We start from the raw sequence: 23670 nt of genomic DNA, 5'->3' as shown, positions 1-23670 counted from the left end.
CAGGGTGCAATCCGGCTAAACCGTAAAGGATTCGCCGCAGCCGCAAGCGGCTTTTTCGTTGGGATTGCGGAACCGGAAGCCTTCGTTCAGGCCCTCGCGGGCGTAGTCCAGCTGGGTGCCCTGCAAATAAGGCAGACTGTCCGGGGCGACGAAAACGGCCACCCCGAACGCCTCGAAGCGCTGGTCTTCGGGCGCGGGGTCGTCCACGAATTCGATCTGGTAGGACATGCCCGAGCACCCGGAGGGCTTGACCCCCAGGCGCAGGCCCAGACCATGGCCGCGCTTGTCCAGGTGACGCCGGATGTGATCGGCCGCTGATTGTGTAATAGTGATCGCCATAAAGACCTCTGGGGTGAAATCAAGGTTCAGGCGTGCTTTCGGGTGTAATCCGCCACAGCGGCCCGGACGGCATCCTGAGCCAACAAAGCACAATGTAGTTTAGCAGGCGGCAGGCCCAGCGCCTGAACCAGATCCTGGCTCTCGATGGCCAGGGCCTGATCCAGGGCGCGGCCTTGCAGCCATTCGGTCAGCAGCGACCCCGCCGCAATCACGGCCCCGCAGCCAAAGGCCCGGAAACAGGCCGCCTGGATACGGTCGTCCCGCAGGCGGATTTGCAGTTTCAGCACCTGCCCCAGCTGCGGCGAGCCCACCAGCGCCGTGCCAACCTGCGCGTCTTGCGGATCAAAGGAACCCACGTGCCGCGGATGCAGATAATGATCGAGGATCGCGTCCCCATAAACAACCGGCGCGGCCACTACAACACCCCCGCCCAGTCGGCCAGGGTGCCTTTCTGGCGCATTTCCCATAGGGGGGAGATATCCCGCAAACGCTGGATCTGGGCGCGCAGCAGGCGGATGGCCAGATCGACCTGGGCCTGGGTGGTGTAGCGCCCCAGGGTCAGGCGCAGAGAGCTGTGCGCCAGGGGGTCGGAGCGCCCCAGGGCGCGCAGCACATAAGAGGGTTCGAGGCTGGCCGAGGTGCAGGCCGAACCCGTGGAGACTGCGAGTTCGGGAATGGACATCAACAAGGCTTCGCCTTCGATGTGGGCCACGCTGAAATTGAGCGTATGGGCCACGCGCCGGTCGGGATCGCCATTGAGATAAATGTCGGGCAAGTCTTTCAGGCCATCCCACAGGCGGTCGCGCAGGGCCCGGATGCGCGGGATTTCTTCGTGCATCAACTGCCCGGCCAGGGCATAGGCTTCGCCCATGCCGACGATCTGGTGCGTGGGCAAGGTGCCCGAACGCATGCCGCGCTCGTGGCCGCCGCCATGGATCTGGGCCGCCAGGCGCACGCGCGGCTTGCGCCGCACGTACAGGGCCCCCACGCCCTTGGGGCCATAGGTTTTGTGGGCCGACATGGACAGCAAATCCACATCCAGCGCCTGGACGTCGATGTCGACCTTGCCCGTGGCCTGGGCCGCATCGGTGTGAAACAGAATACCCTGCCGCCGGGCGACGGCCGCCAGGGCGGCAATATCCTGGATGACGCCGATTTCGTTGTTGACCAGCATGACCGACACCAGGATGGTGTCGGGGCGCAGCGCGGCCCGCAGGGTGTCGGGATCGAGCAGGCCGTTGGCGTCCACATCCAGATAGCTGACGCTGAACCCGCGTTGTTCCAGCGCCTGGCAGGCGTCGAGCACGGCCTTGTGCTCGGTGCGCAGCGTCACGATGTGCTTTCCCCGGGCCGCGTGGAATTCGGCCACCCCTTTGATGGCCAGGTTGTCGGACTCGGTGGCGCCGGAGGTCCAGATGATTTCACGCGGATCGGCATGGATCAGGCCGGCCACCTGGGCACGCGCCTGTTCGACGGCTTCTTCGGCATCCCAGCCCCAGGCATGGCTGCGCGAGGCCGGGTTGCCGAAGCGCTGGCCCAGCCACGGCACCATGGCCCGCACCACGCGGTCATCGACCGGCGTGGTGGCGGAATAATCCAGATAGACAGGGGGATGTTGCTGCTGCTGTGACATGAAGATGGGGGCTCCGATCAGGCGGACACGGTCTCCCGTTGCGCGCCGCTGGCCACCGGGGTGATGGGAATCGTGGGTCGGCCGCTTCGCAGCTGGCCGGATTCCTGCCATTCGCGCAGGCGCTGCTGATCCACCAGATCCTGCAGCGAGACCGAATCCAGATAATCCAGCATTTTACGACTTAGCGTGGCCCAGAGGTCGTGCGTCATGCATTTGCCGGATTTTCCATTGCGGCCGATGTCGCAGTTTTCCTTGCCGCCGCAGCTGGTGGCGTCCAGGGGCTCGTCGACCGCGAAAATGATGTCGGCCACGGAAATGTCACGCGTGTGGCGTGCCAGCATATAGCCCCCGCCCGGCCCGCGCACGCTGTCGACGAGCTCGTGGCGACGCAGCTTGCCGAACAATTGTTCGAGGTAAGACAAGGAAATGTTTTGGCGCGTGCTGATGGCGGCCAGGGTGACCGGGCCGCTGTGATGCCGTAAAGCCAGATCGATCATTGCCGTTACGGCAAAGCGCCCTTTCGTCGTCAAACGCATGATGAACCCCTTATATCTGGATGAATCTTCTCGGGCAAACCTATACCCGACCAACGAAGTCAAGTATACCCCAGTACCCGACTAAAACACTCAGCTTTAGGCCGATATGACGGGGCTTATTGATGGATATCAATTTTGTCTTCAGGCTGCGCCGCACGGTGCGCTGTCTTGGGGCGGCCCGGCGGAAAAAGATACCCCCACGCTGCGCAGGCTGCGCCCGCTTGCTGCCCCCCAAGGGGGCCTTTTTTCCTTGGGGCGGCCCGGCAGAAAAAAAGCCCTGGTTTACAGGGCTTGGAGGGGAATGGGAGCGATGGAAGAAACTAGGCGGCCTGGTACTGCAGCACCCGTTTGCGGACGAGTTCGAGCACGCCCTGGCTGGCGTCTTCGATGTAGTCCAGCACCTTGTTGAAGCCTTCGGGGCCGCCGTAGTAGGGATCGGGCACCGTGGCTTCTTCGTATTCGTTGGAAAACCGCATCAGCAGCATCAGCTTGTGCTGATACACTTTGGGACAGCGCTGCTGCAGCGCCGAGAGGTTTTCCCAGTCCATGGCCAGGATGAGATCGGCATCGCTGAAGTCGTCGGCACAGACCTGGCGCGCCACATGGGTGGAGAGGTCGTAGCCGCGCTTGCGCGCTGCGGTTTGGGCGCGGGCATCCGGGGCCTCGCCCACGTGAAACTGATGGGTGGCGGCGGAATCGACGCGAATGGCTTCGGACAGACCGGCTTCGTCGACCAGATGCTGGAAGACGCCCTGGGCGGATGGGGAGCGGCAGATATTGCCCGTGCAGACAAAAAGTACCTTATGCATGATAGGTAGAAGTGTGCGGGAAAACCCGAGAATTGGCAAGTATTTTTTGTCCAAAATTCATAAAAAAACCCGATCTGTCAGAACTTTGCAAAACCGGAAATCAGGACAGCAGGGCGCGGTCTTTCAGGCTGCGCAAGGTGTCGCGCACGGCGGCGGCCTGCTCGAATTCCAGGTTGCGGGCATGCTCGTTCATGCGCTGTTCCAGGCGTTTGATTTCGCGTGCCAGGGCTTTTTCATCGCCCAGAACGGTTTCGTCGAAACCGGCGTCGGGCGCGGCGGCGGCGGCCACCGAAACCCCGTCGATGAGGTCGCGCACCGCCTTGCTGACCCCGCGCGCCGTGATGCCGTGCTGGACATTGAACGCCTGTTGTTTTTCGCGCCGGCGGGCGGTCTCGTCCATGGCGCGGCGCATGGAGTCCGTCACCCGGTCGGCATAGAGCACGGCCCGGCCGTTCAGGTTGCGCGCGGCCCGGCCGATGGTCTGGATCAGGCTGCGTTCGGAACGCAGAAAACCTTCTTTGTCGGCATCCAGGATCGCCACCAGGGAGACTTCCGGGATATCCAGGCCCTCGCGCAGCAGGTTGATGCCCACCAGGACATCGAAAGCGCCCAGGCGCAGATCGCGGATGATCTCCACGCGCTCGACCGTGTCGATGTCGGAATGCAGGTAGCGCACTTTCAGGCCGTTTTCCTGCAGGTATTCGGTCAGATCCTCGGCCATGCGCTTGGTCAGCGTCGTGACCAGCACCCGCTCGCCCCGGGCGATGCACAGCTTGGCCTCGCCCAGCAGATCATCCACCTGGGTGGCGGCGGGGCGCAGCTCGACCACGGGATCGACCAGGCCCGTGGGGCGCACGACCTGTTCCACGATCTCGTCGGCGTGATCGGCCTCGTAGGCGCCGGGGGTGGCGGAAACAAAGACGCACTGCGGCATGCGCGCCTCGAATTCCTCCAGGCGCAAAGGCCGGTTGTCCAGGGCCGACGGCAAGCGAAAGCCGAATTGCACCAGCGTGGCCTTGCGCGAACGGTCGCCGCGATACATGCCGCCCAGTTGGCCGATGGTGACATGGCTTTCGTCGATGAACATCAGGGCATTGGCCGGCAAGTAGTCGATCAGCGTGGGGGGCGGTTCGCCCGGCGCCGCTCCCGACAGATGCCGGGAATAGTTTTCGATGCCCTTGCAAAACCCGAGCTCCTGCAGCATTTCCAGATCGAAGCGGGTACGCTGTTCCAGCCGCTGGGCCTCGACCAGGCGGCCCTCGGCGGTCAGGTCGGCCAGGCGTTCGCGCAGTTCGACCTTGATGGTGTCGATGGCCCGCAGCACGGTCTCGCGCGGGGTCACATAGTGCGAACTGGGGAAAATCGTGAAACGCAGCAGGTTTTGCGCCAATTGCCCGGTCAAGGGGTCGAACAAGTCCAGGGATTCGATTTCGTCGTCGAACAGGGTGATGCGCAAGGCGTGCTCGGCGTGCTCGGCCGGGAACACGTCGATGGTCTCGCCGCGCGCGCGAAACGTCCCCCGGGCGAAGTCCGTATCGTTGCGCTCGTACTGCATGGATACCAGACGAGCCAGGATTTCCTGGCGGCCGATACGATCCCCCGTGCGCAGAGTCAGCACCATGGCGTGGTAATCGGCCGGGTTACCGATCCCGTAGATGCAGGACACCGTGCCCACGATGATGGTGTCCTGGCGCTCCAGCAGGCTTTTGGTGGCCGACAAGCGCATCTGCTCGATGTGTTCGTTGATGGACGAATCCTTCTCGATGAACAGGTCGCGCGACGGCACGTAGGCCTCGGGCTGGTAATAATCGTAATACGACACGAAATATTCCACCGCGTTGCGGGGGAAGAATTCGCGCATCTCGGCATACAGCTGCGCCGCCAGCGTCTTGTTGGGCGCCAGCACGATGGCCGGGCGGCCGGTGCGGGCGATCAGGTTGGCCATGGTGTAGGTCTTGCCCGAGCCCGTCACCCCCAGCAGGGTCTGGCACATCAGGCCATCGCGCACGCCGGCCTCCAGCGCGTCAATGGCCGCGGGCTGGTCGCCGGCGGGCGGATACGGCTGGTACAGCTGAAAAGGACTATCCGGGAAATGCACAAAGCCCGGAGAGTTTTTCTGGTTCTCCATGGTTCGCCTAGACACTATTCGGGTTAACCCCTTATTATCACATCGTTGGCCTTGGCGACCAAGACCATTTCACTTTTGTCTTCCCGTCCTCTCGTTTAACATCGTCCTCACGGTATCCCATGACCTCTCTTTTCGCTTCCGTCGAACTCGCCCCTCGCGACCCCATCCTGGGCCTGAACGAACAATTCAAAACCGACAATCGGTCCACCAAGGTCAACTTGGGCGTGGGAATCTACACCGACGACAACGGCCAGGTGCCGCTGCTGAAGGCCGTGCGCCAGGCCGAAGCCATCCTGTTCGAGCAGGCCGCCCCGCGCAACTACCTGCCCATCGACGGCATCCCCGGCTACAACCAGGGCGCCGCCACCCTGCTGCTGGGCAAGCATTCCCCGCTGCTGGCCGATCACCGCTCCCTGACCGTGCAGACCCTGGGGGGCACGGGCGCGCTCAAGGTCGGCGCCGACTTCCTGAAACACATCCTGCCCAATGCCCAGGTCGCCATCAGCAACCCCAGCTGGGCCAACCACGAAGCCCTGTTCTCGGCCGCCGGCTTTCCCGTGATCAGCTACACCTACTACGACGCCGCCACCCACGGGCTGGATTTCGACGGTATGCTGGCATCCCTGAAAGCCCTGCCCGCCGGCACCATCGTGGTGCTGCACGCCTGCTGCCACAACCCCACCGGCGTCGATCCCAGCCCCGAGCAATGGCGCGAAATCGCCCAGACCCTGCAGGCGGGCCAGTTGGTGCCCTTCCTGGACATCGCCTACCAGGGCTTTGGCGATGGCCTGGAAGAAGACGCCGCCGTGGTGCGCCAGTTCGCCGACCTGGGCATGACGCTGTTCATCAGCTCGTCGTTTTCCAAGTCGTTCTCGCTGTACGGCGAGCGCGTGGGCGCCCTCACCCTGGTCACCGGCGGCGACGACGAAAGCGCCCGGGTACTCAGCCAGCTCAAGCGCGTCATCCGCACCAACTACTCCAACCCGCCCACCCACGGCGGGGCGCTGGTGTCCACGGTGCTCAACACGCCCGAACTTCATCAACTGTGGTCCGAAGAACTCGCCAGCATGCGCGACCGCATCCGCACCATGCGCCACCAGTTGGTCGAGCAGATCCACGCCCAGGGCGTGAGCCAGGACTTCAGCTTCGTCAAGACCCAGCGCGGCATGTTTTCGTATTCCGGCCTCACCAAACCCCAGGTCGAACGCCTGCGCGAAGACTTCGGCATCTACGCCGTCGGCAGCGGCCGCATCTGCGTGGCGGCGCTGAACAGCAAGAACGTCGACTACGTCGCCCGCGCCATCGCCCAAGTGCTGCAATAATCCAAAGACCGGGCGCAGTCCCTGCGGGCTGGCCCGGTTCGATAGCCGCAGCGGGCCGCGATGCAAACCGCCGCCGCCACGCAAGACAGCGCCCCGCTTGCGGTCTCCAGGGTAATCGGACAAAATACAGGCTGTGTTTTCATCCAGCAGCCGCCATGTCCACCAAGCTCACCGCCCGCCAATCCCAAATCCTGGCTCTGGTCGTGCAGGCCATCCAGCAGGACGGCCGCCCTCCCACCCGGGCCGAGATCGCCCATGCACTGGGCTTCAAATCGGCCAACGCCGCCGAAGACCACCTGCGCGCCCTGGCGAAAAAAGGCTACATCACCCTGGTCGCGGGCACGTCGCGCGGCATACAGCCCACCACGCTGGCCGGCGAAGCCCGGGGGCAAGCCAGCCCGCCCGCCCCGGCGGCCGGCCGCCTGGCCGCCCCGCCGTCACCTCAGCGCTCCGGCGTTCCGGCCGCCTGGGGGGCGCCTCACCGGCATACCCTGCCCCTGATCGGCCGAGTAGCTGCGGGGCACCCCATTCTGGCCGCCGAACACATCGAAGCCGAAATCCATGTTTCCGCCCACCTGTTCACCTCTCCGCCAGACTACCTGCTGCGGGTGCGCGGCAGCAGCATGCGCGACATCGGCATCCTGGACGGCGATCTGCTGGCCGTGCGCAGCACCCCCGAAGCCCATCACGGGCAGGTCATCGTGGCGCGCCTGGGCGACGACGTCACCGTCAAGCGCCTGGATCACCAGGGCCCGCACATCCGCCTGCTGCCCGAAAACCCGGATTTCTCCCCGATCGTGATCACCGCGGCCGATGACTTCGCCATCGAGGGCATCGCCGTGGGCCTGATCCGCACGGGCAACCTGCACTGATTCTCCGGCCCGGCCGGTACGCGCCTCCGAGTCCGGCAGCCGGGCCGTTTCGCACCGCAAAATCCGGCAGCCGGGACCATCGGGCCAGGCGCACGCCCCGACACACAAAGCCGCGCACCACGCAAAAACCCCCGGCTTGCTCCTAAAACAGGCCGGGGGTTTACTGATTGACATGGGCGGCGGCGGTGCGGGCAAGGCCCCGCCGCCTGGCGTCCCGATCAGCCAATCAGGACGCCAATCGGGGCACTAGTGCTTGAGCACGTCGCCCGATGCGGGCGCGGGCTTGGCCGCCGCCACGGCCTCGGCGGCCAGGCGGGCGACTTCCTCGTCCGACAACGGGGTGGGCATGTGCTGCAGGGCGACTTCCAGTACCCGGTCGATCCACCGCACCGGGATGATTTCCAGGTGGTTCTTGACGTTGTCCGGCATTTCGGACAGATCTTTCACGTTGTCCTCGGGGATCATGACGGTCTTGATGCCGCCCCGCAGGGCCGCCAGCAGTTTTTCCTTCAGGCCGCCGATTTCCAGCACCTCGCCGCGCAGGGTGATTTCACCCGTCATGGCGACGTCCGCCCGCACCGGAATGCCGGTCAGCGCGGACACCATGGCCGTCGTGATGGCGATCCCGGCGGAAGGGCCGTCCTTGGGGGTGGCGCCTTCGGGAAAGTGCACATGCAGATCGTGTTTTTCAAACACCTGATCCGCGATTCCCCAGTGCCGGGCGCGGGCCCGCACCACGGTGCGCGCCGCCTCGACGGATTCTTTCATGACGTCGCCCAAGGACCCGGTGCGGGTGACCACGCCCTTGCCCGGCATGTCCGCGACCTCGATGGTCAGCAGATCGCCGCCGACTTCCGTCCAGGCCAGGCCCGTGACCTGGCCCACGCGGTCTTCTTTCTCGGCCATGCCGAAGCTGAAGCGCCGCACCCCCAGGTACTCGCTGAGATTCTCCGAATCCACCGTGATGGATTCGGATACCTTCGCCACCTTGCGCCCCTTGGTCATCGGGTTCGCCAGCAGCAGGCGCTTGACCGCCTTGCGGCAGATTTTGGAGATTTCGCGTTCGAGCGCCCGCACGCCGGCTTCACGCGTGTAGTAGCGCACGATATCCCGGATGGCGGATTCGGTCACGTTGAGTTCGCCATCCTGCACCCCGTTGTTCTTCATCAACTTGGGCAGCAGATGGTCGAACGCGATGTGGACTTTTTCGTCCTCGGTGTAGCCGGCCAGGCGGATGACCTCCATGCGATCCAGCAGCGCGGGCGGGATATTGAGCGTATTGCTGGTGGCCACGAACATGACGTCCGACAGATCGAAATCGACCTCGATGTAGTGATCCTGGAACGTGTGGTTTTGTTCCGGGTCCAGGACTTCCAGCAGGGCCGAAGACGGATCGCCCCGGAAATCGGCGCCCAGCTTGTCGATTTCGTCCAGCAGGAACAAGGGGTTGCGCACCCCGACCTTGCTCATGTTCTGAAGGATTTTGCCCGGCATGGAACCGATGTAGGTGCGGCGGTGGCCGCGGATTTCGGCCTCGTCGCGCACCCCGCCCAGGGCCATGCGCACGAACTTGCGGTTGGTGGCGCGCGCCACCGACTGCCCCAGGGACGTCTTGCCCACGCCGGGGGGCCCCACCAGGCACAGAATGGGTGCCTTGAGCTTTTCGACCCGCTGCTGCACGGCCAGGTATTCGACGATGCGCTCCTTGACCTTTTCGAGGCCGTAGTGATCGGCGTCCAGAACTTCTTCGGCATTGGCCAGGGCGTTGTTGACGCGGCTTTTTTTATGCCAGGGCAGGTTGATCAGGGTGTCGATGTAATTGCGCACCACCGTGGCCTCGGCCGACATGGGCGACATCAATTTCAGCTTTTTGAGTTCGCCATCGACCTTTTTACGGGCTTCCTTGGACATGCGCGCCGCCTCGATCTTGCGTTCGAGTTCCTCAATGTCGGCGCCTTCTTCGCCCTCGCCCAGCTCTTTCTGAATGGCCTTGACCTGTTCGTTCAGGTAGTAGTCGCGCTGGCTTTTCTCCATCTGCTTTTTGACCCGGCCCCGGATGCGCTTCTCGACCTGCAGAATCTCGATTTCGGATTCCAGCTGATTGAGCAGGGTTTCCAGGCGCTGGGCCGCCCCCGGCATTTCCAGCAGGCTTTGTTTCTGGTCGATTTTCAGCGGCAGGTGGGCCGCGATGGTGTCGGCCAGGCGGCCGGCTTCTTCGATGCCGTTGAGCTGGGTCAGGATTTCCTGGGGGATTTTCTTGTTGAGCTTGACGTATTGCTCGAATTGCGCCATGACGGCGCGGCGCAAGGCTTCGGCCTCGGCCTGGTCGGCGGTGTCTTCGGCCAGGCCGGTGACCCGCGCCATGAAATGGGTTTCGACATCGGCCACCGCATGGATGTGCGCGCGCTGCTGGCCCTCGACCAGGACTTTGACCGTCCCGTCTGGCAGCTTCAGCATCTGCAGAATATTGGCGGCGCAGCCGATATCGAATAAATCTTCGGGCGTGGGCTCGTCCTTGCCGGCGGATTTCTGGGACACCAGCATGATGCTGTTGCCGGCCTCCATGGCCAGTTCCAGTGCCTTGATGGAACGCGGGCGCCCCACGAACAGGGGGATGACCATATGGGGAAAGACCACGACATCGCGCAACGGCAGCAGCGGTAGATCCACAGGTTCCTGGGTCAGAATCTGACTAGCAGACATGGTTGCTTCCTAAAACGGTTATTCCAATAAAAAAGGAAGCGCAGGCTTCCTTTTTTGCATGTTGCCTGCTGGTATAAATGGTGCCGGGTCGGTGGATTTCAAGACCCGGCACTGTTTTAGTATACGCGTTACTGCAAGCCCGATTGCGGGGTTGACCGATCAAGCCGCCGCCGTGCGCAGCGGCTTGCTGTCGTCGGCTTCGGGCTTGCTGCGCGGGCCCTTGACCAACTGCGGCTTGCCCTGGCCTTCGACCGCGTCGGCGTCCAGCACCACCCGGTTGATGTCCAGGCTGGAAGGCAGGTCGAACATGGTGCCCAGCAGGGATTGCTCCATGATGGAGCGCAGGCCCCGCGCCCCGGTGCGGCGCTTGATGGCGCGCCGGGCAATGGCGGCCAGGGCTTCCGGGGTGACGTCGAGCTGGACGTCTTCCATCTCGAAGAGCTTCTGGAATTGCTTGACCACCGCATTGCGCGGTTCGGTCAGGATGCGCACCAGGGTGTCCTCGGTGAGTTCTTCGAGGGTGGCCACCACCGGCAGCCGCCCGACCAGTTCCGGGATCAGGCCGAACTTGATCAGGTCTTCGGGCTCGACCTCGGCAAAGAGTTCGCCCACGCCGCGCTCGGAGCGCGCCCGCACCGTGGCGGAAAAGCCGATGCCGGAGCGTTCGCTGCGGTCGCGGATGATTTTTTCGAGGCCGTCGAACGCGCCCCCCACGATGAACAGGATGTTGGTGGTGTCCACCTGGACGAAATCCTGATTGGGATGCTTGCGCCCGCCCTGCGGCGGCACCGAGGCCACGGTGCCTTCGATGAGCTTCAGCAACGCCTGCTGCACGCCTTCGCCCGAAACGTCGCGGGTGATGGACGGGTTGTCGGCCTTGCGCGAAATCTTGTCGATCTCGTCGATGTAGACGATGGCGCGCTGGGCTTTTTCGACTTCGTAGTTGCAGTTCTGCAGCAGCTTCTGGATGATGTTCTCGACGTCTTCCCCCACGTAGCCGGCTTCGGTCAGGGTGGTGGCGTCGGCCATGACGAACGGCACGTCCAGCATGCGCGCCAGGGTTTGCGCCAGCAGCGTCTTGCCCGACCCGGTGGGGCCGATCAGCAGAATGTTGCTTTTGGAGAGCTCGACGTCGCCGCTTTTGGCGTCGGCGTAGCGGATGCGTTTGTAGTGGTTGTATACCGCCACGGCCAGATTGCGCTTCGGCGTTTCCTGGCCAATGACATAGCCATCCAGGAAGGTCTTGATTTCCTGGGGGGTGGGGAGCTCGTTGCGCACGGCTTCGCGGGCGGCTTCCTGCTTGTCGTCGCGGATGATGTCGTTGCACAGCGTGATGCATTCGTCGCAAATGAACACGGAAGGCCCCGCGATCAGTTTGTGGACTTCAGCCTGGCTTTTGTTGCAGAAGGAACAGTGCAAGTGTTTATCCTCGCCGGAACCCTTTTTTTCGGTCATGGCAAACCCGTACTTATTTGGTTTCGTCGGTGCGCGAAACCAGGACTTTATCAATCAGGCCGTAGACCTGGGCATCATCGGCCGACATGAAATTATCACGTTCGGTGTCGATTTCGATGCGTTGGATGTCCTGGCCGGTGCGTTCGGCCAGGATGCCGTTGAGGCGTTCGCGCAGGCTGAGGATTTCCTTGGCCTGGATCTGGATGTCGGAGGCCTGGCCCTGCGCGCCGCCCGAAGGCTGATGGATCATGATACGCGAATTGGGCAGCGCATAGCGCTTGCCTTTCTCGCCGGCGGCCAGCAGGAAAGCCCCCATGCTGGCCGCCAGGCCCGTGCACAAGGTGGACACGGACGGCTTGACGAACTGCATGGTGTCGTAGATGGCCATGCCGGCATACACCGAGCCGCCCGGCGAATTGATATACAGGGAAATGTCTTTGTCGGGGTTCTCCGATTCCAGGAACAGCAACTGCGCCACCACCAGGTTGGCGGACTGATCGTTGACCGGACCGACGAAGAAGATGACCCGCTCGCGCAGCAGCCGCGAGTAGATGTCGTAGGAACGTTCGCCCCGGCCGGACTGCTCGATCACGATGGGCACATAGCCCAGGCCCGTGGGGACTACCGCGTCCCCGCCATACATGGACGCATAGAAATCGGTGAACCTGGACATTAACGCGTTCCCATCAAGGTATCAAAATCGACGGCTTCGTCAGTGACCTGGGCAGCCGCCAGGACGTGATCGACGACATTGTCTTCGAGCACCAGGGATTCGATTTCGGCGCGGCGCTGGCGATCGGACAGATAGTACGTGACCACCTGGGCGGGCTGCTCGTAGCTTTTGGCAAAGTCTTCGATGCGGGCGCGGACTTGTTCGGGCTTGGCCTGCAGGTCGGCGGACTTGATGAGCTCGGCCACCAGCAGCCCCAGGCGCACGCGGCGCTGGGCTTCTTCAAGGAAAGTGTCTTCCGGGATGTCGATGGTGTCGGCGTTGGGCAGGCCGCGCTGCTTGAGTTCTTCGCGGGCGGCGGCGGTGCGGTTGGCGATTTCGCTGTCCACCAGGGCCTTGGGCAGGTCGAAGGCGCAGGCGGCGGCCAGGGCATCCATGACGCTGGCCTTGGTGCGGTTCTTGGCGCGGGCCTCGGCCTCGCGCTGCACATTGCCGCGCACGTCGGCCAGCAAGGCATCGACATCGCCTTCGGCCTGGCCCAGGGCCTTGGCGAAATCGGCATCGACTTCGGGAAGTTCGGGTTCGGCGACTTCCTTGACCGTGATGGTGAATTCGGCCTGCTTGCCCGCCACGGTCTCGCTGCCGTAGTCTTCGGGGAAGTCGAGCGGGAAGGTCTTGCTTTCACCGGCCTTCATGCCCTGCGTGGCGGCTTCGAACTCGGCCAGCATGCGGCCCTGCCCCAGCACGAAGGGGAAATCCTGGGCGGTGCCGCCGTCGAAAGCCACGCCGTCGATGGTGCCCGCGAAATCCAGGGTCACGCGGTCGCCGTCCTGCGCGGCGCGGTCGGCCGCAGGCTTGAAGACGGTGCGCTGGCGACGCAGGATGTCCAGCGTCTTTTGCACTTCGGCGTCGCCGACCTCGACCGTGCTGCGGGTGACTTGCAGCGTGGACAGGTCGGGCAGTTCGACGTCGGGATAGACTTCGAAGGTGGCGGTGAAGGCCATGACGCCTTCGTCCACGTCTTCGAGCTTGGGTTCTAGCGTGGGGCTGCCGGCCACACGCAAATTGGTGTCGGCAATGACCTGATCCAGGGTTTTGCCAATCTGGTTATTGACAACGTCGTAGCGCACCGACGGGCCGTGGCTGCGTTCGATGATGGACAAAGGGGCCTTGCCGGGGCGAAACCCTTGAACCTTGGCCGTGCGGGCGACGCGCTTAAGCTGGGCCTGGACTTCCTTTTCGATGTCGGCGACAGAAACGCTTAGATCGACACGGCGCTCTAGGCCGGAGAGTTTTTCAACCACGGGCTGCATTCGGAACCTATTGATAGTTATGGACAGTAAACGAAGTATTTTAGCGGAAAGTGGCGCTTGACGTATCAAAGCACGGCCGCCGAGGTTTTTACGTTATAATTTTCGGCTACCCTAGCGAACGTGGCGGAATTGGTAGACGCACCAGGTTTAGGTCCTGGCGCCGCAAGGCGTGAGAGTTCAAGTCTCTCCGTTCGCACCACTGGTCTGAAAGCAGCTGACAGCATAACATAAATATTCAGCGAAATCAGTGGGTTACAAGACAACCCTTAAAAGACCTCTGCCGCCTCGGTGCGCCGCGAAAATGAGGGTGTGCGGAACACAACCCCTGCCGTGACATTCGCAACCCTGCGAACACCAAAAACCGGGATCGTATGCTGCAATGGCAGGAGGTTCGGGCCATGCTGCGCCAAATGAGCGACCACCGACACGCAGTGCAATCCGGTGCCCTGGCCCTGGCGGTCTGCATGCTGCTGTGACGACGATACAAAATACCTGGATTGATGCTGGGCATCTCACTTGAATTTGGCGGCAAAGGATATTACCATAATGGTAAATAAAGACAGGAATATCTCTGTCTACCAGGGCGATCCGCCCGCAGTGGGTTATACAAACCGCCGAATCGCTGGAGGCCCGCTATACAACAAGGCCGATATATGGTCAGTTTTACAGAGAGGCGACGAGGCGCTGATCGCCTGGACCCGGAAATGCATACTCGATTTGCAGCGATTGGCTTTCGACATAACGGATGTCCGAACGCTGGTCAGCGAAGCCCTCAGCATAGGCAAGTATCGGAACTCAGAATGGTGCCAGCAGCATCCCAACGGGCCATGCACGAGCCCCAAGAGTGAGGCTTATCATGAGCAAGCACAATTCATGCCCCATCTGCGAAGCGGGTGAACTGCACGAGCACATAGAATCGATCGAGGTGAAATACCGTGGCCATACGGCCATGCTGGATTCCCGGTATTCCGTTTGCGATGCCTGCGGATCGGAGCAAGCGAGCGCAGTTCAAACACGGCAGAATAAACGGGCCACGATCGCTTTCCGCAAAACAGTGGATGGCCTGCTGACTGGCGCACAGATTCGGGCGCTACGTGAATCGCTTGGGCTCACCCAGGCACAGGCAGCCAGAATTTTCGGTGGCGGCCCGGTGGCCTTCTCCAAGTATGAGCACGATGATGTCGCCCAGTCTGACGCCATGGACAAGCTGCTGCGCGTGGCCAACGCCGTCCCCGAAGCACTCGCTCACCTCGAACGCGCAGCACACAAATGACCGACCCAGCCGAGCTGATCCCACACGACGTTGTCAGCCGTACATAAGACGGGGCGACGCCCCTTCGATCCCGGCGCGATCACTTGGGCTTGACGCAGGCCGGGTAGCCTCTCGGCACTTGCCGGTACACTAGCAGGACACTGCCCGCCAAGGAGGCCCCATGCCGCCAGCCCGTCACCTGAAGCACTTGTCACTGCCTGTCGTCCTGGCCATCGGCCTGTCCGCCGCCGCCCCCGGCCAGGCGGCGGGTGAACCCGGTGCCGACGGCCCATACCTGGGCGTATTCGGGGGCCTGGGCACGCTGCGCAACACCTCGCTGCGCCAGGTGGGCACGGTGTTCCTGCCGCGCCCGCTGCCCAATCTTTCCATCGACGCCGACGGCGGCACCGACACGCCCGGCCTGGGGCTGGGGGGCGTGCAGGCGGGCTACGAATGGGGCGCGATCCGGCCCGGCCAGGCAGGCTGGGGCATCCGGCCCGCGCTCGAACTCGAAGGTCTGTACCTGGGCAAGCACACGCCCAAGGGCACCATGCCCGTCGATCCCGCCTTTCTGGGCACGCAATACGTCACGATCCCCATGCAGGGTTATCTCTTGATGGCCAATGCCGTGCTGACGCTCGAAACCCCTTACTCGCAGCGCTTTTTCCCTTATATCGGGGCCGGGGCCGGCGCGGCCCGGCTCTCGATCTCCGGGGCGGATTCCGCCAACCCGTCCGAACCCGGCATCAACCACTTCAATTCAGACGCCAGCGCATCGGACACGGCATTCGCCTACCAGTTGCGCCTGGGCGTCAAGGGCCGGCTGACCCCGGCCCTGACCGTGTTTACCGAATACCGGCGCCTGGGCGTCGCCGGCACCCGCTATACATTCGGGCGCACCGACTATCCGGGCGAACACCTCCCCACGGATACCTGGGACGTCCGCCTGGGCAAGCTGAAATACGATTTGTTCATCGTGGGGCTGCAATACCGCTTCTGAGCCACGCCAAGCCATGCCAACCCTCTATACCATCGGGCACTCCACCCACCCTCTGGCGGCATTCGCGGCGATTCTGCAAGCCGCGGGCATCGAGCGCCTGGTCGATATCCGCACCGTGCCGCGCTCGCGCACCAATCCGCAGTTCAACCAGGACACCCTGCCCGCCGCCCTGGCCGCGTATCGGATCGACTATGAGCACCTGGCCGCCCTGGGCGGGCTGCGCGGCAAATCGAAGACCATTCCCCCGGAAACCAATGGTTTTTGGGAAAACGACAGCTTCCACCATTACGCCGATTATGCGCTGACCGACGCCTTCCGCCAGGGCCTGGAGACCCTGATCCAGCGCGCTCAGGCGCAGCGCTGCGCCATCATGTGTTCCGAAGCAGTCTGGTGGCGCTGCCATCGGCGCATCGTCAGCGACTATCTGCTGGCCCGGGGCATTCCGGTGCGGCACCTCATGGGGCCGGGCCACGATACCCCGGCCAGCCTGACACGCGGGGCCGCTGTCCAGGCGGACGGCAGCGTGCACTACCCGCCGCGCCCCGCCACGGCGCCGCCGCCCGCCAACGGCCCCTGAAGCCGCCGGCGCGCCACCGCCCCGTCGGCGGGAACAGCCCCGGATGCCATCTCCCGCTGCGCGATTCAACCCAGGAGATCGACCTGGGATCCCCACGTATCCGACAGGACGAAGCCTTCGGCAAAAGGATCATCGGCGGCCTGGAACAGGGTTTCCCGTCCATAGACATAGGCGCTGCCTGTGACACGGGGGACGATGGCCTGCCGGTCGCCCACGACGGTGATGCGCGAAACTTCGGCGCGGAACTCGCCGCCGATGATGGAACGCGACAGAATGCCGTCCCCTTCGCGCACCCGGCCACGCGCAAAATTGACGGCCAGATTGGCCGAACTGCCGGTGCCGCACGGCGAGCGATCCACCCGCCCCGGCAACAGGGTAGTGCAGGTGCGTACAACCCCGGGCGCTTCTTCCTGACGAAACATGACATAGGCGATTTCGGACAGGGAAGCCAGGACGGGATGCTGCACCTGGACTTCCCGGGCCAGCTGCCGCTTGATGGCAATGCCCGCCTCCGCCAAAGCCCGCGCCTGGGCCGGCGCAATGGACAGCCCGATCTGGCCCACATCCACCAGCGCGTAGTAGACCCCGCCAAAGGCGATATCCACGCGCAGCGTCCCCCACGCACGGGTATCGAGGGCGACATCCAGGGCCTCGACAAAGCAGGGAACATTTTCCAGGCTGACTGAAAGGCAGCGGCCGCCACGACAAGCGGCGCGCGCCACGATCAGCCCGGCGGGCGTGTCCAGGCGCACGATGGTCTCCGGCTCTTGCATGGCCACCCGGCCGCTTTCCAGCAGCGCCGTCACCACACAGATGCAGTTGCTGCCGGACATGGGATGGGCCCGATCGGCCTGCAGCACGATAAAGCCCGCATCGGCATCGGCACGCACCAGATCGACCAGCAGATTCACCGACTGGGCCAGATGCGCCCTGGGCTCCCGGGTCACGAAGCGGCGCAAGCGGTCGTCCACGTGGTTGAGATGATCCATTTTTTCGAGCAAAGTGCCGCCCGGGATCTCCGGGGCCCCGGACATCAGGACGTGGCCCTGCTCGCCCTGGCAATGCACTTTCCATAGTTCCAGCGCTGGCGTGGCTTGCATGATCAATCGCCTCCTTGCAGATACCAGCCCCAGGGCCGGGTGTCCGTGAACCGGGTGATCTGCTTGGTTTCCAGGTAGTTGTCCAGCCCCCAGCGGCCCAGTTCCCGGCCGATGCCGGACTGTTTGTAGCCGCCCCAGGGCGCCTCGGTAAACGTCGGCTGGGAGCAATTGATCCAGACAATGCCGGCGCGCAGCGCCGCCGCCACCCGCTCGGCACGCGCCGTATCCCCGGACATGACGGCGGCGGCCAGCCCGAACCGGGTATCGTTGGCCAGGCGCACGGCTTCCGCTTCCGTCCCGAACGGTCGCACGCAGACGACCGGGCCGAAAATCTCCTCGCGCCAGGCATCGCTGTCCAACGGCACGTCCGTCAATACGGTGGGCCGCAGATAGTAGCCCTGCGTCGGCGTCGCGGGCCGCGTCCCCCCGCACGCCACCACGGCCCCGGCGGCCCGGGCCCGTTCGATCGCGGACAGCACCTTGTCATACTGGGGGCGCGACACCAGCGGCCCCAGCTGCGTCCCCTCCGCCAGCCCGTCGCCCACCACAATCTTGTCGGTTTCTTCCACCAGACGGCTCAGGAAGCGCGGGTATAGTTTTTCCTGAACCAGGACGCGGGACGTCGCGGAACAGACTTCGCCCTGATTCCAGAAAATGCCAAACATGACCCATTCCACGGCCTGGTCGAGATCGGAATCCTCAAATACCAGGAAAGGGGATTTGCCACCCAGTTCCAGGCTGACGCACTTGATGTCGCGCGCCGCCGCCGCCATGATGCGCGACCCCACCACGCCCGACCCGGTAAAGGCCAGTTTGTCGACCTGGGGATGATCCGCCAGGGCCTGTCCCGCGACGGCCCCCAGGCCAGTGACGACATTCAGCACACCGGGAGGCAAGCCCGCCCGGTGGGCGATGGCGGCCAGTTCCAGTGCCGTCAGGGAGGTCGCCTCGGCGGGCTTGAGAACCACGGTGCAGCCCGCAGCCAGCGCAGGCGCCACCTTCCAGGCCGCCATCAGCAGCGGATAGTTCCAGGGAATGATGGCCGCCGCAACGCCCAAGGGTTCGCGCACCACCTTCGATTCAAAGCGCGCATCGGACAGGGCAAGCGTTTCCGCACCCGATTGATCCAGCGCTTCAGCCAGCCCCGCATAGAACTCAAAGCATCCGGCGGCATCCTCGACATCCCACTTGGCCTCCGCCAGGGGCTTGCCATTGTCCAGCACTTCCAGACGCGCCAATGCGTCCACCTCGGCGCGAATGCCTTGCGCGATGGCCCGCAGATAACCCGCGCGCTGTGCGCCGCTGCGCTGCGGCCAGCCATCCTGGTCGAACGCCCTGCGGGCGGCCCTGACAGCGGCATCCACATCGTCGGGCGTCCCGCTGGCAAGGTGGTGGAATACCTGTTCGGTCGCCGGGTTGACGACGTCCAGCATCCGGCCATCGGCGGCAGGCCGCCATGCGCCATTGATATACAGCTTGTCGTGCATCACGAAATTTCTCCTTGTTTCAGCCATCGTGATCAAAAACGATCCACGCGATAGGGCGTCAAATCAATCAAAGCGGGGCGATCCATGACCAGATCCGCAATCAGCAGCGCGGTCGTCGCCGCCTGGGTCAGACCCAGATGGCCATGCCCGGTGGCGTAGAAAAGATTGTGGTTGAGCGCGGACCGGCCAATCACGGGAATCGTGTCGGGCAAGGCGGGACGATGCCCCATCCAGACGCTGTCGGCGGATTGATCCCGCAGATCCGGCAATATCTTGCGGGCATGTTTGAGCAGACCCGTCGCACGGCGGTAGTCCGGCGGAGCATCCAGCCCGGCCATCTCGACCGTGCCGCCGATACGCAAGCCGCCGGCGGTGGGGGTCACCATGAAAGCCCGCGCCGGCCAGATGAGGGAATGCCGCATGCCGATGCCGGCCCGCGCCAATTGGACGTGATAGCCCCGCTCGGTTTCCAGGGGGATCGGCTCGTGCAACAGGGCGGACAGCCTGCCGGTAAACGCGCCGGCCGCCAGGATGACGCGACTGACCGGCAGCGGGGCGGCATCCCGCAGCAACACCCGCGCCACCCGCCCTTCGGCGCACTCGAACCCCGTGACTGCCGCCGTTTCCAGCCGGCCACCCAGGCCCAGAAAACGGTCGACCAGGGCCTGCACCAGCTGATGGGGATCGGCAATCGAGCGATTGTCCGGCAGCCGCAACGCCTTGTGAATGGACGGCGCCAGCGCGGGTTCCAGCGCCCGCGCGGCAGCCCCCGTCAAGGTTTCGCAAGACAATTCGTATTGTGTCATCAAGCGCTGGTGATCCCGATCCGCCCGATAGGCTTGTTCGGAGGCATACAGGCAAAGGCATCCTTGCGCGCTCAAGAGATGCGACAGGCCGGTCTGCGCCAGCAGGGCGATCCAATCGCCCAGCGCCCGGCGGCACAAGGCGGCGCCGGCGGCTTCCAGTGCGCGCAGCCGGGCCGGGCGGCCGGCCGCCGCGAAGCGCCAGAACCACGGCAACAGCGTCGGCAGGTAACCCGGCCGGAAACGCACCGGCCCCCCCGGGTCCAGCAGCCAGCCCGGCAACTGCCGCCATACGCCCGGTCTGGACGCCGGCAGAAACTCGGTCACGGCGATGCTGGCCATATTGCCATAGGACGCGCCCATGCCCGGCGGATCACGATCCACCAGCACCACATTACCCAAGCGTTTCTGCAGTTCATAGGCAATGGTCGAGCCGATGATGCCGGCCCCGACCACCACAATCGGTTTCGAGTTTGAATCCACTTGCCCGCCTCCACTTTCCACTATCTCCGACCTACGGCAAGCGGTTGAATAGCAACCGACCGTGCGCGAGAATCATTTTTTCAGGCATCCAGACCCTGTATCCTGTTTGGCCAATCCAGCGATAAATTCACGGACTAGCCAAACAGCGGCGCGACCGCAGCCTTGAAAGCGGCCTTTTCTTCTGTCGACAGCTCGCCCAGGGGTGCGCGGCCAAGCCCTACGGGCAAGCCCTGCAATTCGCAGCCATATTTGATTTTCTGGACGAATTTGCCGCTTTCCAGGATATTCATGGCGCGGTACAGCACGGCCATTTTCTCGCGTGCCGCCGACAGGTCGCCGGAGCGGAACGTCCGGTCGAGATCGACGCATGCCTGGGCCATGCAGTTGGCGGGCCCGCAAATCCAGCAATCGGCCCCCCACAGCATGAAATCCAGGGCGATATCATCCGAACCGGAAATCAGCGCGATGCGGCCGTCGTAACGCGCATGAATGTCAATTGCCCGCTGCAGGCGCCCGGAACTTTCCTTGATGCCCAGCACCCGGGGGTGATCGGCCAGCGCGTCCATGACCTCGAACGAGACTTCCACGCCATCCTTGTCCGGGTAACTGTAAAGAATGAGATTGGCGTCCGTGGCGTCCAGGACGGCCCGGTAATAAGCCAACAGCTCGGCCTGGGTGGGACGCGTATAGAACGGCGTGGGTAACAGCACCGTGTCGTAGCCGATGCGCTGCGCGCGCAGGACGTTCTCGATCACCCCCTGGGTTGTGGTCGCGTTGGCACCAGCGATCAGGCCTTCGCCCGGCAACGCGAAATCCTTGACGAATTGCAGCACGGCATCGCGTTCCGCATCGGTCATGGAATAGTATTCCCCCGTGGAACCCATGGGCACCCAGCCGGAGACACCGGCGGCGCGCAGGGCGGTCAGCAATTTTTCAAAGGCTGCAAAATCAACCCGGCCATTCGAGTCGAAAGGCGTCACCAAGGCAGGCATTACACCGCTCAATTTCATCATCATCTCCAAAAAAATCAAATTTCAAGCTTCTTGAGCACACGCGTTTCCAAGGCCCCGACCACGCGGGTCAAGGGAAAGGCGATCACAAAGTAAATCAGCGCAACAGCAGTCAGGACTTCCACGGGACGCGCCGTGTTGTTTGAAATGTTGTTGCCCACGAACATCAAGTCGGCAATCCCCACCGTCGAAATCAACGCGCTTTCCTTGAATAGGCCAATGCCGTTCGACAACAGCACGGGAATGGCGCGCAGCAAGGCCTGTGGCAGGACGACATGCCATGCCTTGACGGTGGCGGGCAGGCCCAGCGCGACGCAGGCGTCCATTTGTTCCGGCCCGATGGACCGGAGCGCCGCCCTGAAGGTTTCACTGGTGATGGCGCCCATGTACAGCGTCAAAGCGATCACGGCGGACAGAAAATTGGGAATCTCTGTCTGCAGCACCAGCGGCAGGCAGAAAAACACCCAGAAAATCTGTATGAGCACGGGCGTGCCCCGGAAAAAATCCACATACAGCCCCGCCGCGCCCCGGATCAGCGCCGACCGGGCGCTGCGCGCCAACGCCAGCAAAAACCCCAGCGCCAGGCCCAGGACGCCACACACCAGCGTCAACTTGATCGTGACCCACAAGCCGATGAGCAAGGCATTCTGAAAGCGTGGAAGAATAGAAAAGTCCAGATCCATGATTCCCCCTCAGGCCAGCGCCTGCTCACGGCGGCGCTCGATGGCATCCACCAGCCGGGTAATGGGCAGCGAGATAAAGAAATAGACCAAGGCCACCACCGTGAACGTTTCAATCGGCCGGTATGTCTCGGTCGCCAGCAGCCGGCCCTGATAGGTCAGATCCTGGATGGCCACCACGGCGACCAGCGAGCTTTGCTGAAAAATCGTGATGCCGTTGGTCAGCAGCACGGGCGTCGCCGAGCGCAATGCCGTGGGCAGCACGATATGCAAAATCCGCTGCAAGGGGCCCAGCCCCAGCGCCACGCCCGCATCCAGCTGCTGGCGGGGAACGGCCTGGATAGCGGCGCGATAGGCTTCCGCATTGAACGCCACCAGGTTCAGGCCCAGCGCCAGGATGCCCATCGTCATCGGCGCGAGAAACACGTCAAACAGCATAGGCACGCAATAGAAGAACCACACGATCTGGACGATGACGGGCGTGCACCGGAAGAATTCGATGAACAGCATGCACGGCGCCCGGACAATCCGGTATCGACTCATGACCAGCAGCGCCAGGATGAAACCGGCAATCAAGCCCATCACGTTGGCCGCCGCCGTCAGTTGCAAGGTCACCAACAGGCCTTGCCACAGCGGCGCGAACGAGATTGAATTGAAGTCAAATGAATAATCCACGACGGCAGCCACCCTATTGCTTGATGTGAAAGACCTGGTCGATGAATTCCAGGGTGCGCTGTTCGCGGGGCGAGCCCAGCACCTGCTCGGGCGGGCCATCCTCCACAATGACGCCGCCTGCGCAAAAAATCACGCGCGACGCGATGTTCTTGGCAAACCACATATCGTGTGTCACGATCATCATCGGCATGGACTGGCGCGCCAATTGCTGCATCACCTGCTCTACTTCGCCCACGAGTTCGGGATCCAGGGCGGACGTCACCTCGTCGAACAGCATCAGCTTGGGGTCCAGCATCAATGCCCGGGCGATGGCGACGCGCTGTTTCTGCCCGCCGGACAGATGGGCCGGGTAGGCCCCGCACTTGTTGCCCAGGCCAAAGCGCGTCAAGAGTTCTTTGGCCCGTTCTTCGGCCTGGGCCTTGTGCTCGCCATGGACTTTGCAGGGCGCCAGAACCAGGTTCTGTAAAACGCTGAGGTGCGGGAACAGCGTGTAGTGCTGGAACACCATGCCGATGGAACGGCGCAGCCGGGTGTCGATCACCGTCGCCCCCGCGCCCGCCGGGCGCGAGATATAGGGCCGGCCATCGAAAACCACCGTGCCCGCATCAATTTCCTCCAAGCCCATCAACACGCGCAATAGCGTGCTTTTGCCCCCGCCGCTGGGGCCGATGACCACCACCCGTTCGCCAGGCTTCATTTCCAGATCGACCCCCTTCAGGACCGACAGGTCTCCATAACTTTTACGCAAGCCCCGCATGCTGACGAGGGGCTGCAAGACTGAACCGTCCATGATTTCTCCCGAGTATCCACATCAGCGCCCGGG

The 23670-nt window shown here is 63.5% G+C and carries 22 protein-coding genes and 1 tRNA gene; 6 read left to right on the top strand and 17 right to left on the bottom strand.

What is annotated here, in order from left to right:
* Positions 1-15 precede the first annotated feature (15 nt).
* The 6 genes from iscA to uvrB all read right to left on the bottom strand — a co-directional run bounded on the left by iscA (position 16) and on the right by uvrB (position 5445).
* The gene (iscA, locus tag ACMHYJ_RS06755) at positions 16-339 is read right to left on the bottom strand and encodes an iron-sulfur cluster assembly protein IscA (RefSeq protein ID WP_414245435.1); all 324 of its coding nucleotides are present in this window, start codon (positions 337-339) and stop codon (positions 16-18) included.
* Between the two features lie 26 nt (positions 340-365).
* Positions 366-755, bottom strand: a complete 390-nt coding sequence (locus tag ACMHYJ_RS06750; protein WP_414245434.1) for an iron-sulfur cluster assembly scaffold protein — start codon at positions 753-755, stop codon at positions 366-368.
* Positions 755-1972, bottom strand: a complete 1218-nt coding sequence (locus tag ACMHYJ_RS06745) for an IscS subfamily cysteine desulfurase (RefSeq protein WP_414245433.1) — start codon at positions 1970-1972, stop codon at positions 755-757. Before ACMHYJ_RS06745 ends, ACMHYJ_RS06750 begins: the two co-directional genes overlap by 1 nt.
* Positions 1973-1989: 17 nt before the next feature.
* Positions 1990-2508: a Fe-S cluster assembly transcriptional regulator IscR gene (iscR, locus tag ACMHYJ_RS06740; protein WP_414245432.1), complete on the bottom strand. Its 519-nt coding sequence runs from the start codon at positions 2506-2508 to the stop codon at positions 1990-1992.
* A 320-nt stretch (positions 2509-2828) separates the two neighbouring features.
* A complete protein-coding gene (locus tag ACMHYJ_RS06735; RefSeq protein ID WP_414245500.1) occupies positions 2829-3320 on the bottom strand; it encodes a low molecular weight protein-tyrosine-phosphatase in 492 nt (163 codons plus the stop codon).
* A gap of 97 nt (positions 3321-3417) precedes the next feature.
* On the bottom strand, positions 3418-5445 hold the full coding sequence (gene uvrB, locus ACMHYJ_RS06730; RefSeq protein WP_414245431.1) for an excinuclease ABC subunit UvrB: 2028 nt from the start codon (positions 5443-5445) through the stop codon (positions 3418-3420).
* A gap of 119 nt (positions 5446-5564) precedes the next feature.
* Here uvrB and ACMHYJ_RS06725 point away from each other — a divergent pair, with 119 nt between their 5' ends.
* The gene (locus tag ACMHYJ_RS06725) at positions 5565-6767 is read left to right on the top strand and encodes an amino acid aminotransferase (protein WP_414245430.1); all 1203 of its coding nucleotides are present in this window, start codon (positions 5565-5567) and stop codon (positions 6765-6767) included.
* Between the two features lie 155 nt (positions 6768-6922).
* Complete coding sequence (lexA, locus tag ACMHYJ_RS06720) at positions 6923-7639, top strand: transcriptional repressor LexA (RefSeq protein ID WP_414245429.1); 717 nt, start codon at positions 6923-6925, stop codon at positions 7637-7639.
* Positions 7640-7885: 246 nt separating this feature from the next.
* Here the strand turns inward: lexA and lon are convergent, their stop codons facing one another.
* The 4 genes from lon to tig all read right to left on the bottom strand — a co-directional run bounded on the left by lon (position 7886) and on the right by tig (position 13780).
* Complete coding sequence (lon, locus tag ACMHYJ_RS06715) at positions 7886-10342, bottom strand: endopeptidase La (RefSeq protein ID WP_414245428.1); 2457 nt, start codon at positions 10340-10342, stop codon at positions 7886-7888.
* A 159-nt stretch (positions 10343-10501) separates the two neighbouring features.
* Positions 10502-11797, bottom strand: a complete 1296-nt coding sequence (gene clpX, locus ACMHYJ_RS06710; protein ID WP_414245427.1) for an ATP-dependent Clp protease ATP-binding subunit ClpX — start codon at positions 11795-11797, stop codon at positions 10502-10504.
* A gap of 13 nt (positions 11798-11810) precedes the next feature.
* Positions 11811-12470, bottom strand: coding sequence for an ATP-dependent Clp endopeptidase proteolytic subunit ClpP (gene clpP, locus ACMHYJ_RS06705; protein ID WP_414245426.1), 660 nt, complete (start codon positions 12468-12470; stop codon positions 11811-11813).
* Entirely contained in the window at positions 12470-13780 is a 1311-nt protein-coding gene (gene tig, locus ACMHYJ_RS06700) for a trigger factor (protein ID WP_414245425.1), read from the bottom strand. Before tig ends, clpP begins: the two co-directional genes overlap by 1 nt.
* 114 nt (positions 13781-13894) lie before the next feature.
* Between tig and ACMHYJ_RS06695 the strand changes: the two genes are divergently transcribed.
* The 4 genes from ACMHYJ_RS06695 (at position 13895) to ACMHYJ_RS06680 (ending at position 16609) form a co-directional block, all read left to right on the top strand.
* A tRNA-Leu gene (locus ACMHYJ_RS06695) sits at positions 13895-13979 on the top strand.
* 657 nt (positions 13980-14636) lie between these two features.
* A complete protein-coding gene (locus ACMHYJ_RS06690; protein ID WP_414245424.1) occupies positions 14637-15053 on the top strand; it encodes a type II toxin-antitoxin system MqsA family antitoxin in 417 nt (138 codons plus the stop codon).
* Between the two features lie 160 nt (positions 15054-15213).
* The gene (locus tag ACMHYJ_RS06685) at positions 15214-16032 is read left to right on the top strand and encodes an outer membrane protein (protein ID WP_414245423.1); all 819 of its coding nucleotides are present in this window, start codon (positions 15214-15216) and stop codon (positions 16030-16032) included.
* 13 nt (positions 16033-16045) lie between these two features.
* Complete coding sequence (locus ACMHYJ_RS06680) at positions 16046-16609, top strand: DUF488 family protein (protein ID WP_414245422.1); 564 nt, start codon at positions 16046-16048, stop codon at positions 16607-16609.
* Between the two features lie 65 nt (positions 16610-16674).
* Here the strand turns inward: ACMHYJ_RS06680 and ACMHYJ_RS06675 are convergent, their stop codons facing one another.
* The 7 genes from ACMHYJ_RS06675 to ACMHYJ_RS06645 form a co-directional block, all read right to left on the bottom strand.
* Positions 16675-17709, bottom strand: coding sequence for a proline racemase family protein (locus tag ACMHYJ_RS06675; RefSeq protein WP_414245421.1), 1035 nt, complete (start codon positions 17707-17709; stop codon positions 16675-16677).
* A gap of 2 nt (positions 17710-17711) precedes the next feature.
* Positions 17712-19196 carry an aldehyde dehydrogenase family protein gene (locus ACMHYJ_RS06670; RefSeq protein WP_414245499.1) on the bottom strand — a complete coding sequence of 495 codons (1485 nt, stop codon included), beginning with the start codon at positions 19194-19196 and terminating at the stop codon, positions 17712-17714.
* 32 nt (positions 19197-19228) lie between these two features.
* Positions 19229-20482, bottom strand: a complete 1254-nt coding sequence (locus ACMHYJ_RS06665; protein ID WP_414245420.1) for an NAD(P)/FAD-dependent oxidoreductase — start codon at positions 20480-20482, stop codon at positions 19229-19231.
* Between the two features lie 134 nt (positions 20483-20616).
* Positions 20617-21474, bottom strand: a complete 858-nt coding sequence (locus ACMHYJ_RS06660) for a dihydrodipicolinate synthase family protein (RefSeq protein ID WP_414245419.1) — start codon at positions 21472-21474, stop codon at positions 20617-20619.
* 35 nt (positions 21475-21509) lie between these two features.
* Positions 21510-22175 carry an amino acid ABC transporter permease gene (locus ACMHYJ_RS06655; protein ID WP_414245418.1) on the bottom strand — a complete coding sequence of 222 codons (666 nt, stop codon included), beginning with the start codon at positions 22173-22175 and terminating at the stop codon, positions 21510-21512.
* A gap of 9 nt (positions 22176-22184) precedes the next feature.
* On the bottom strand, positions 22185-22847 hold the full coding sequence (locus ACMHYJ_RS06650; RefSeq protein WP_414245417.1) for an amino acid ABC transporter permease: 663 nt from the start codon (positions 22845-22847) through the stop codon (positions 22185-22187).
* A gap of 13 nt (positions 22848-22860) precedes the next feature.
* On the bottom strand, positions 22861-23637 hold the full coding sequence (locus tag ACMHYJ_RS06645; protein ID WP_414245416.1) for an amino acid ABC transporter ATP-binding protein: 777 nt from the start codon (positions 23635-23637) through the stop codon (positions 22861-22863).
* Positions 23638-23670: the final 33 nt, after the last annotated feature.

The organism is Castellaniella hirudinis (genome assembly GCF_047468865.1).
GTDB classification, from domain to species: domain Bacteria; phylum Pseudomonadota; class Gammaproteobacteria; order Burkholderiales; family Burkholderiaceae_B; genus Castellaniella; species Castellaniella hirudinis_A.
The sequence above is the reverse complement of the archived record's forward strand: the minus strand, read 5'-3'. Positions and strand labels throughout refer to the sequence as shown.

What these genes read in the sequence shown, in the direction of transcription:
- ACMHYJ_RS06725 (WP_414245430.1), top strand. Translation starts at nt 5,565, where the DNA reads ATGACCTCTCTTTTCGCTTCCGTCGAACTCGCCCCTCGCGACCCCATC.
- iscA (WP_414245435.1), bottom strand. Translation starts at nt 339, where the DNA reads ATGGCGATCACTATTACACAATCAGCGGCCGATCACATCCGGCGTCAC.
- ACMHYJ_RS06645 (WP_414245416.1), bottom strand. Translation starts at nt 23,637, where the DNA reads ATGGACGGTTCAGTCTTGCAGCCCCTCGTCAGCATGCGGGGCTTGCGT.
- lon (WP_414245428.1), bottom strand. Translation starts at nt 10,342, where the DNA reads ATGTCTGCTAGTCAGATTCTGACCCAGGAACCTGTGGATCTACCGCTG.
- lexA (WP_414245429.1), top strand. Translation starts at nt 6,923, where the DNA reads ATGTCCACCAAGCTCACCGCCCGCCAATCCCAAATCCTGGCTCTGGTC.
- clpP (WP_414245426.1), bottom strand. Translation starts at nt 12,470, where the DNA reads ATGTCCAGGTTCACCGATTTCTATGCGTCCATGTATGGCGGGGACGCG.
- ACMHYJ_RS06670 (WP_414245499.1), bottom strand. Translation starts at nt 19,196, where the DNA reads ATGCACGACAAGCTGTATATCAATGGCGCATGGCGGCCTGCCGCCGAT.
- ACMHYJ_RS06745 (WP_414245433.1), bottom strand. Translation starts at nt 1,972, where the DNA reads ATGTCACAGCAGCAGCAACATCCCCCTGTCTATCTGGATTATTCCGCC.
- uvrB (WP_414245431.1), bottom strand. Translation starts at nt 5,445, where the DNA reads ATGGAGAACCAGAAAAACTCTCCGGGCTTTGTGCATTTCCCGGATAGT.
- ACMHYJ_RS06655 (WP_414245418.1), bottom strand. Translation starts at nt 22,175, where the DNA reads ATGGATCTGGACTTTTCTATTCTTCCACGCTTTCAGAATGCCTTGCTC.
- ACMHYJ_RS06685 (WP_414245423.1), top strand. Translation starts at nt 15,214, where the DNA reads ATGCCGCCAGCCCGTCACCTGAAGCACTTGTCACTGCCTGTCGTCCTG.
- tig (WP_414245425.1), bottom strand. Translation starts at nt 13,780, where the DNA reads ATGCAGCCCGTGGTTGAAAAACTCTCCGGCCTAGAGCGCCGTGTCGAT.
- ACMHYJ_RS06680 (WP_414245422.1), top strand. Translation starts at nt 16,046, where the DNA reads ATGCCAACCCTCTATACCATCGGGCACTCCACCCACCCTCTGGCGGCA.
- ACMHYJ_RS06675 (WP_414245421.1), bottom strand. Translation starts at nt 17,709, where the DNA reads ATGCAAGCCACGCCAGCGCTGGAACTATGGAAAGTGCATTGCCAGGGC.
- iscR (WP_414245432.1), bottom strand. Translation starts at nt 2,508, where the DNA reads ATGCGTTTGACGACGAAAGGGCGCTTTGCCGTAACGGCAATGATCGAT.
- clpX (WP_414245427.1), bottom strand. Translation starts at nt 11,797, where the DNA reads ATGACCGAAAAAAAGGGTTCCGGCGAGGATAAACACTTGCACTGTTCC.
- ACMHYJ_RS06660 (WP_414245419.1), bottom strand. Translation starts at nt 21,474, where the DNA reads ATGCCTGCCTTGGTGACGCCTTTCGACTCGAATGGCCGGGTTGATTTT.
- ACMHYJ_RS06690 (WP_414245424.1), top strand. Translation starts at nt 14,637, where the DNA reads ATGAGCAAGCACAATTCATGCCCCATCTGCGAAGCGGGTGAACTGCAC.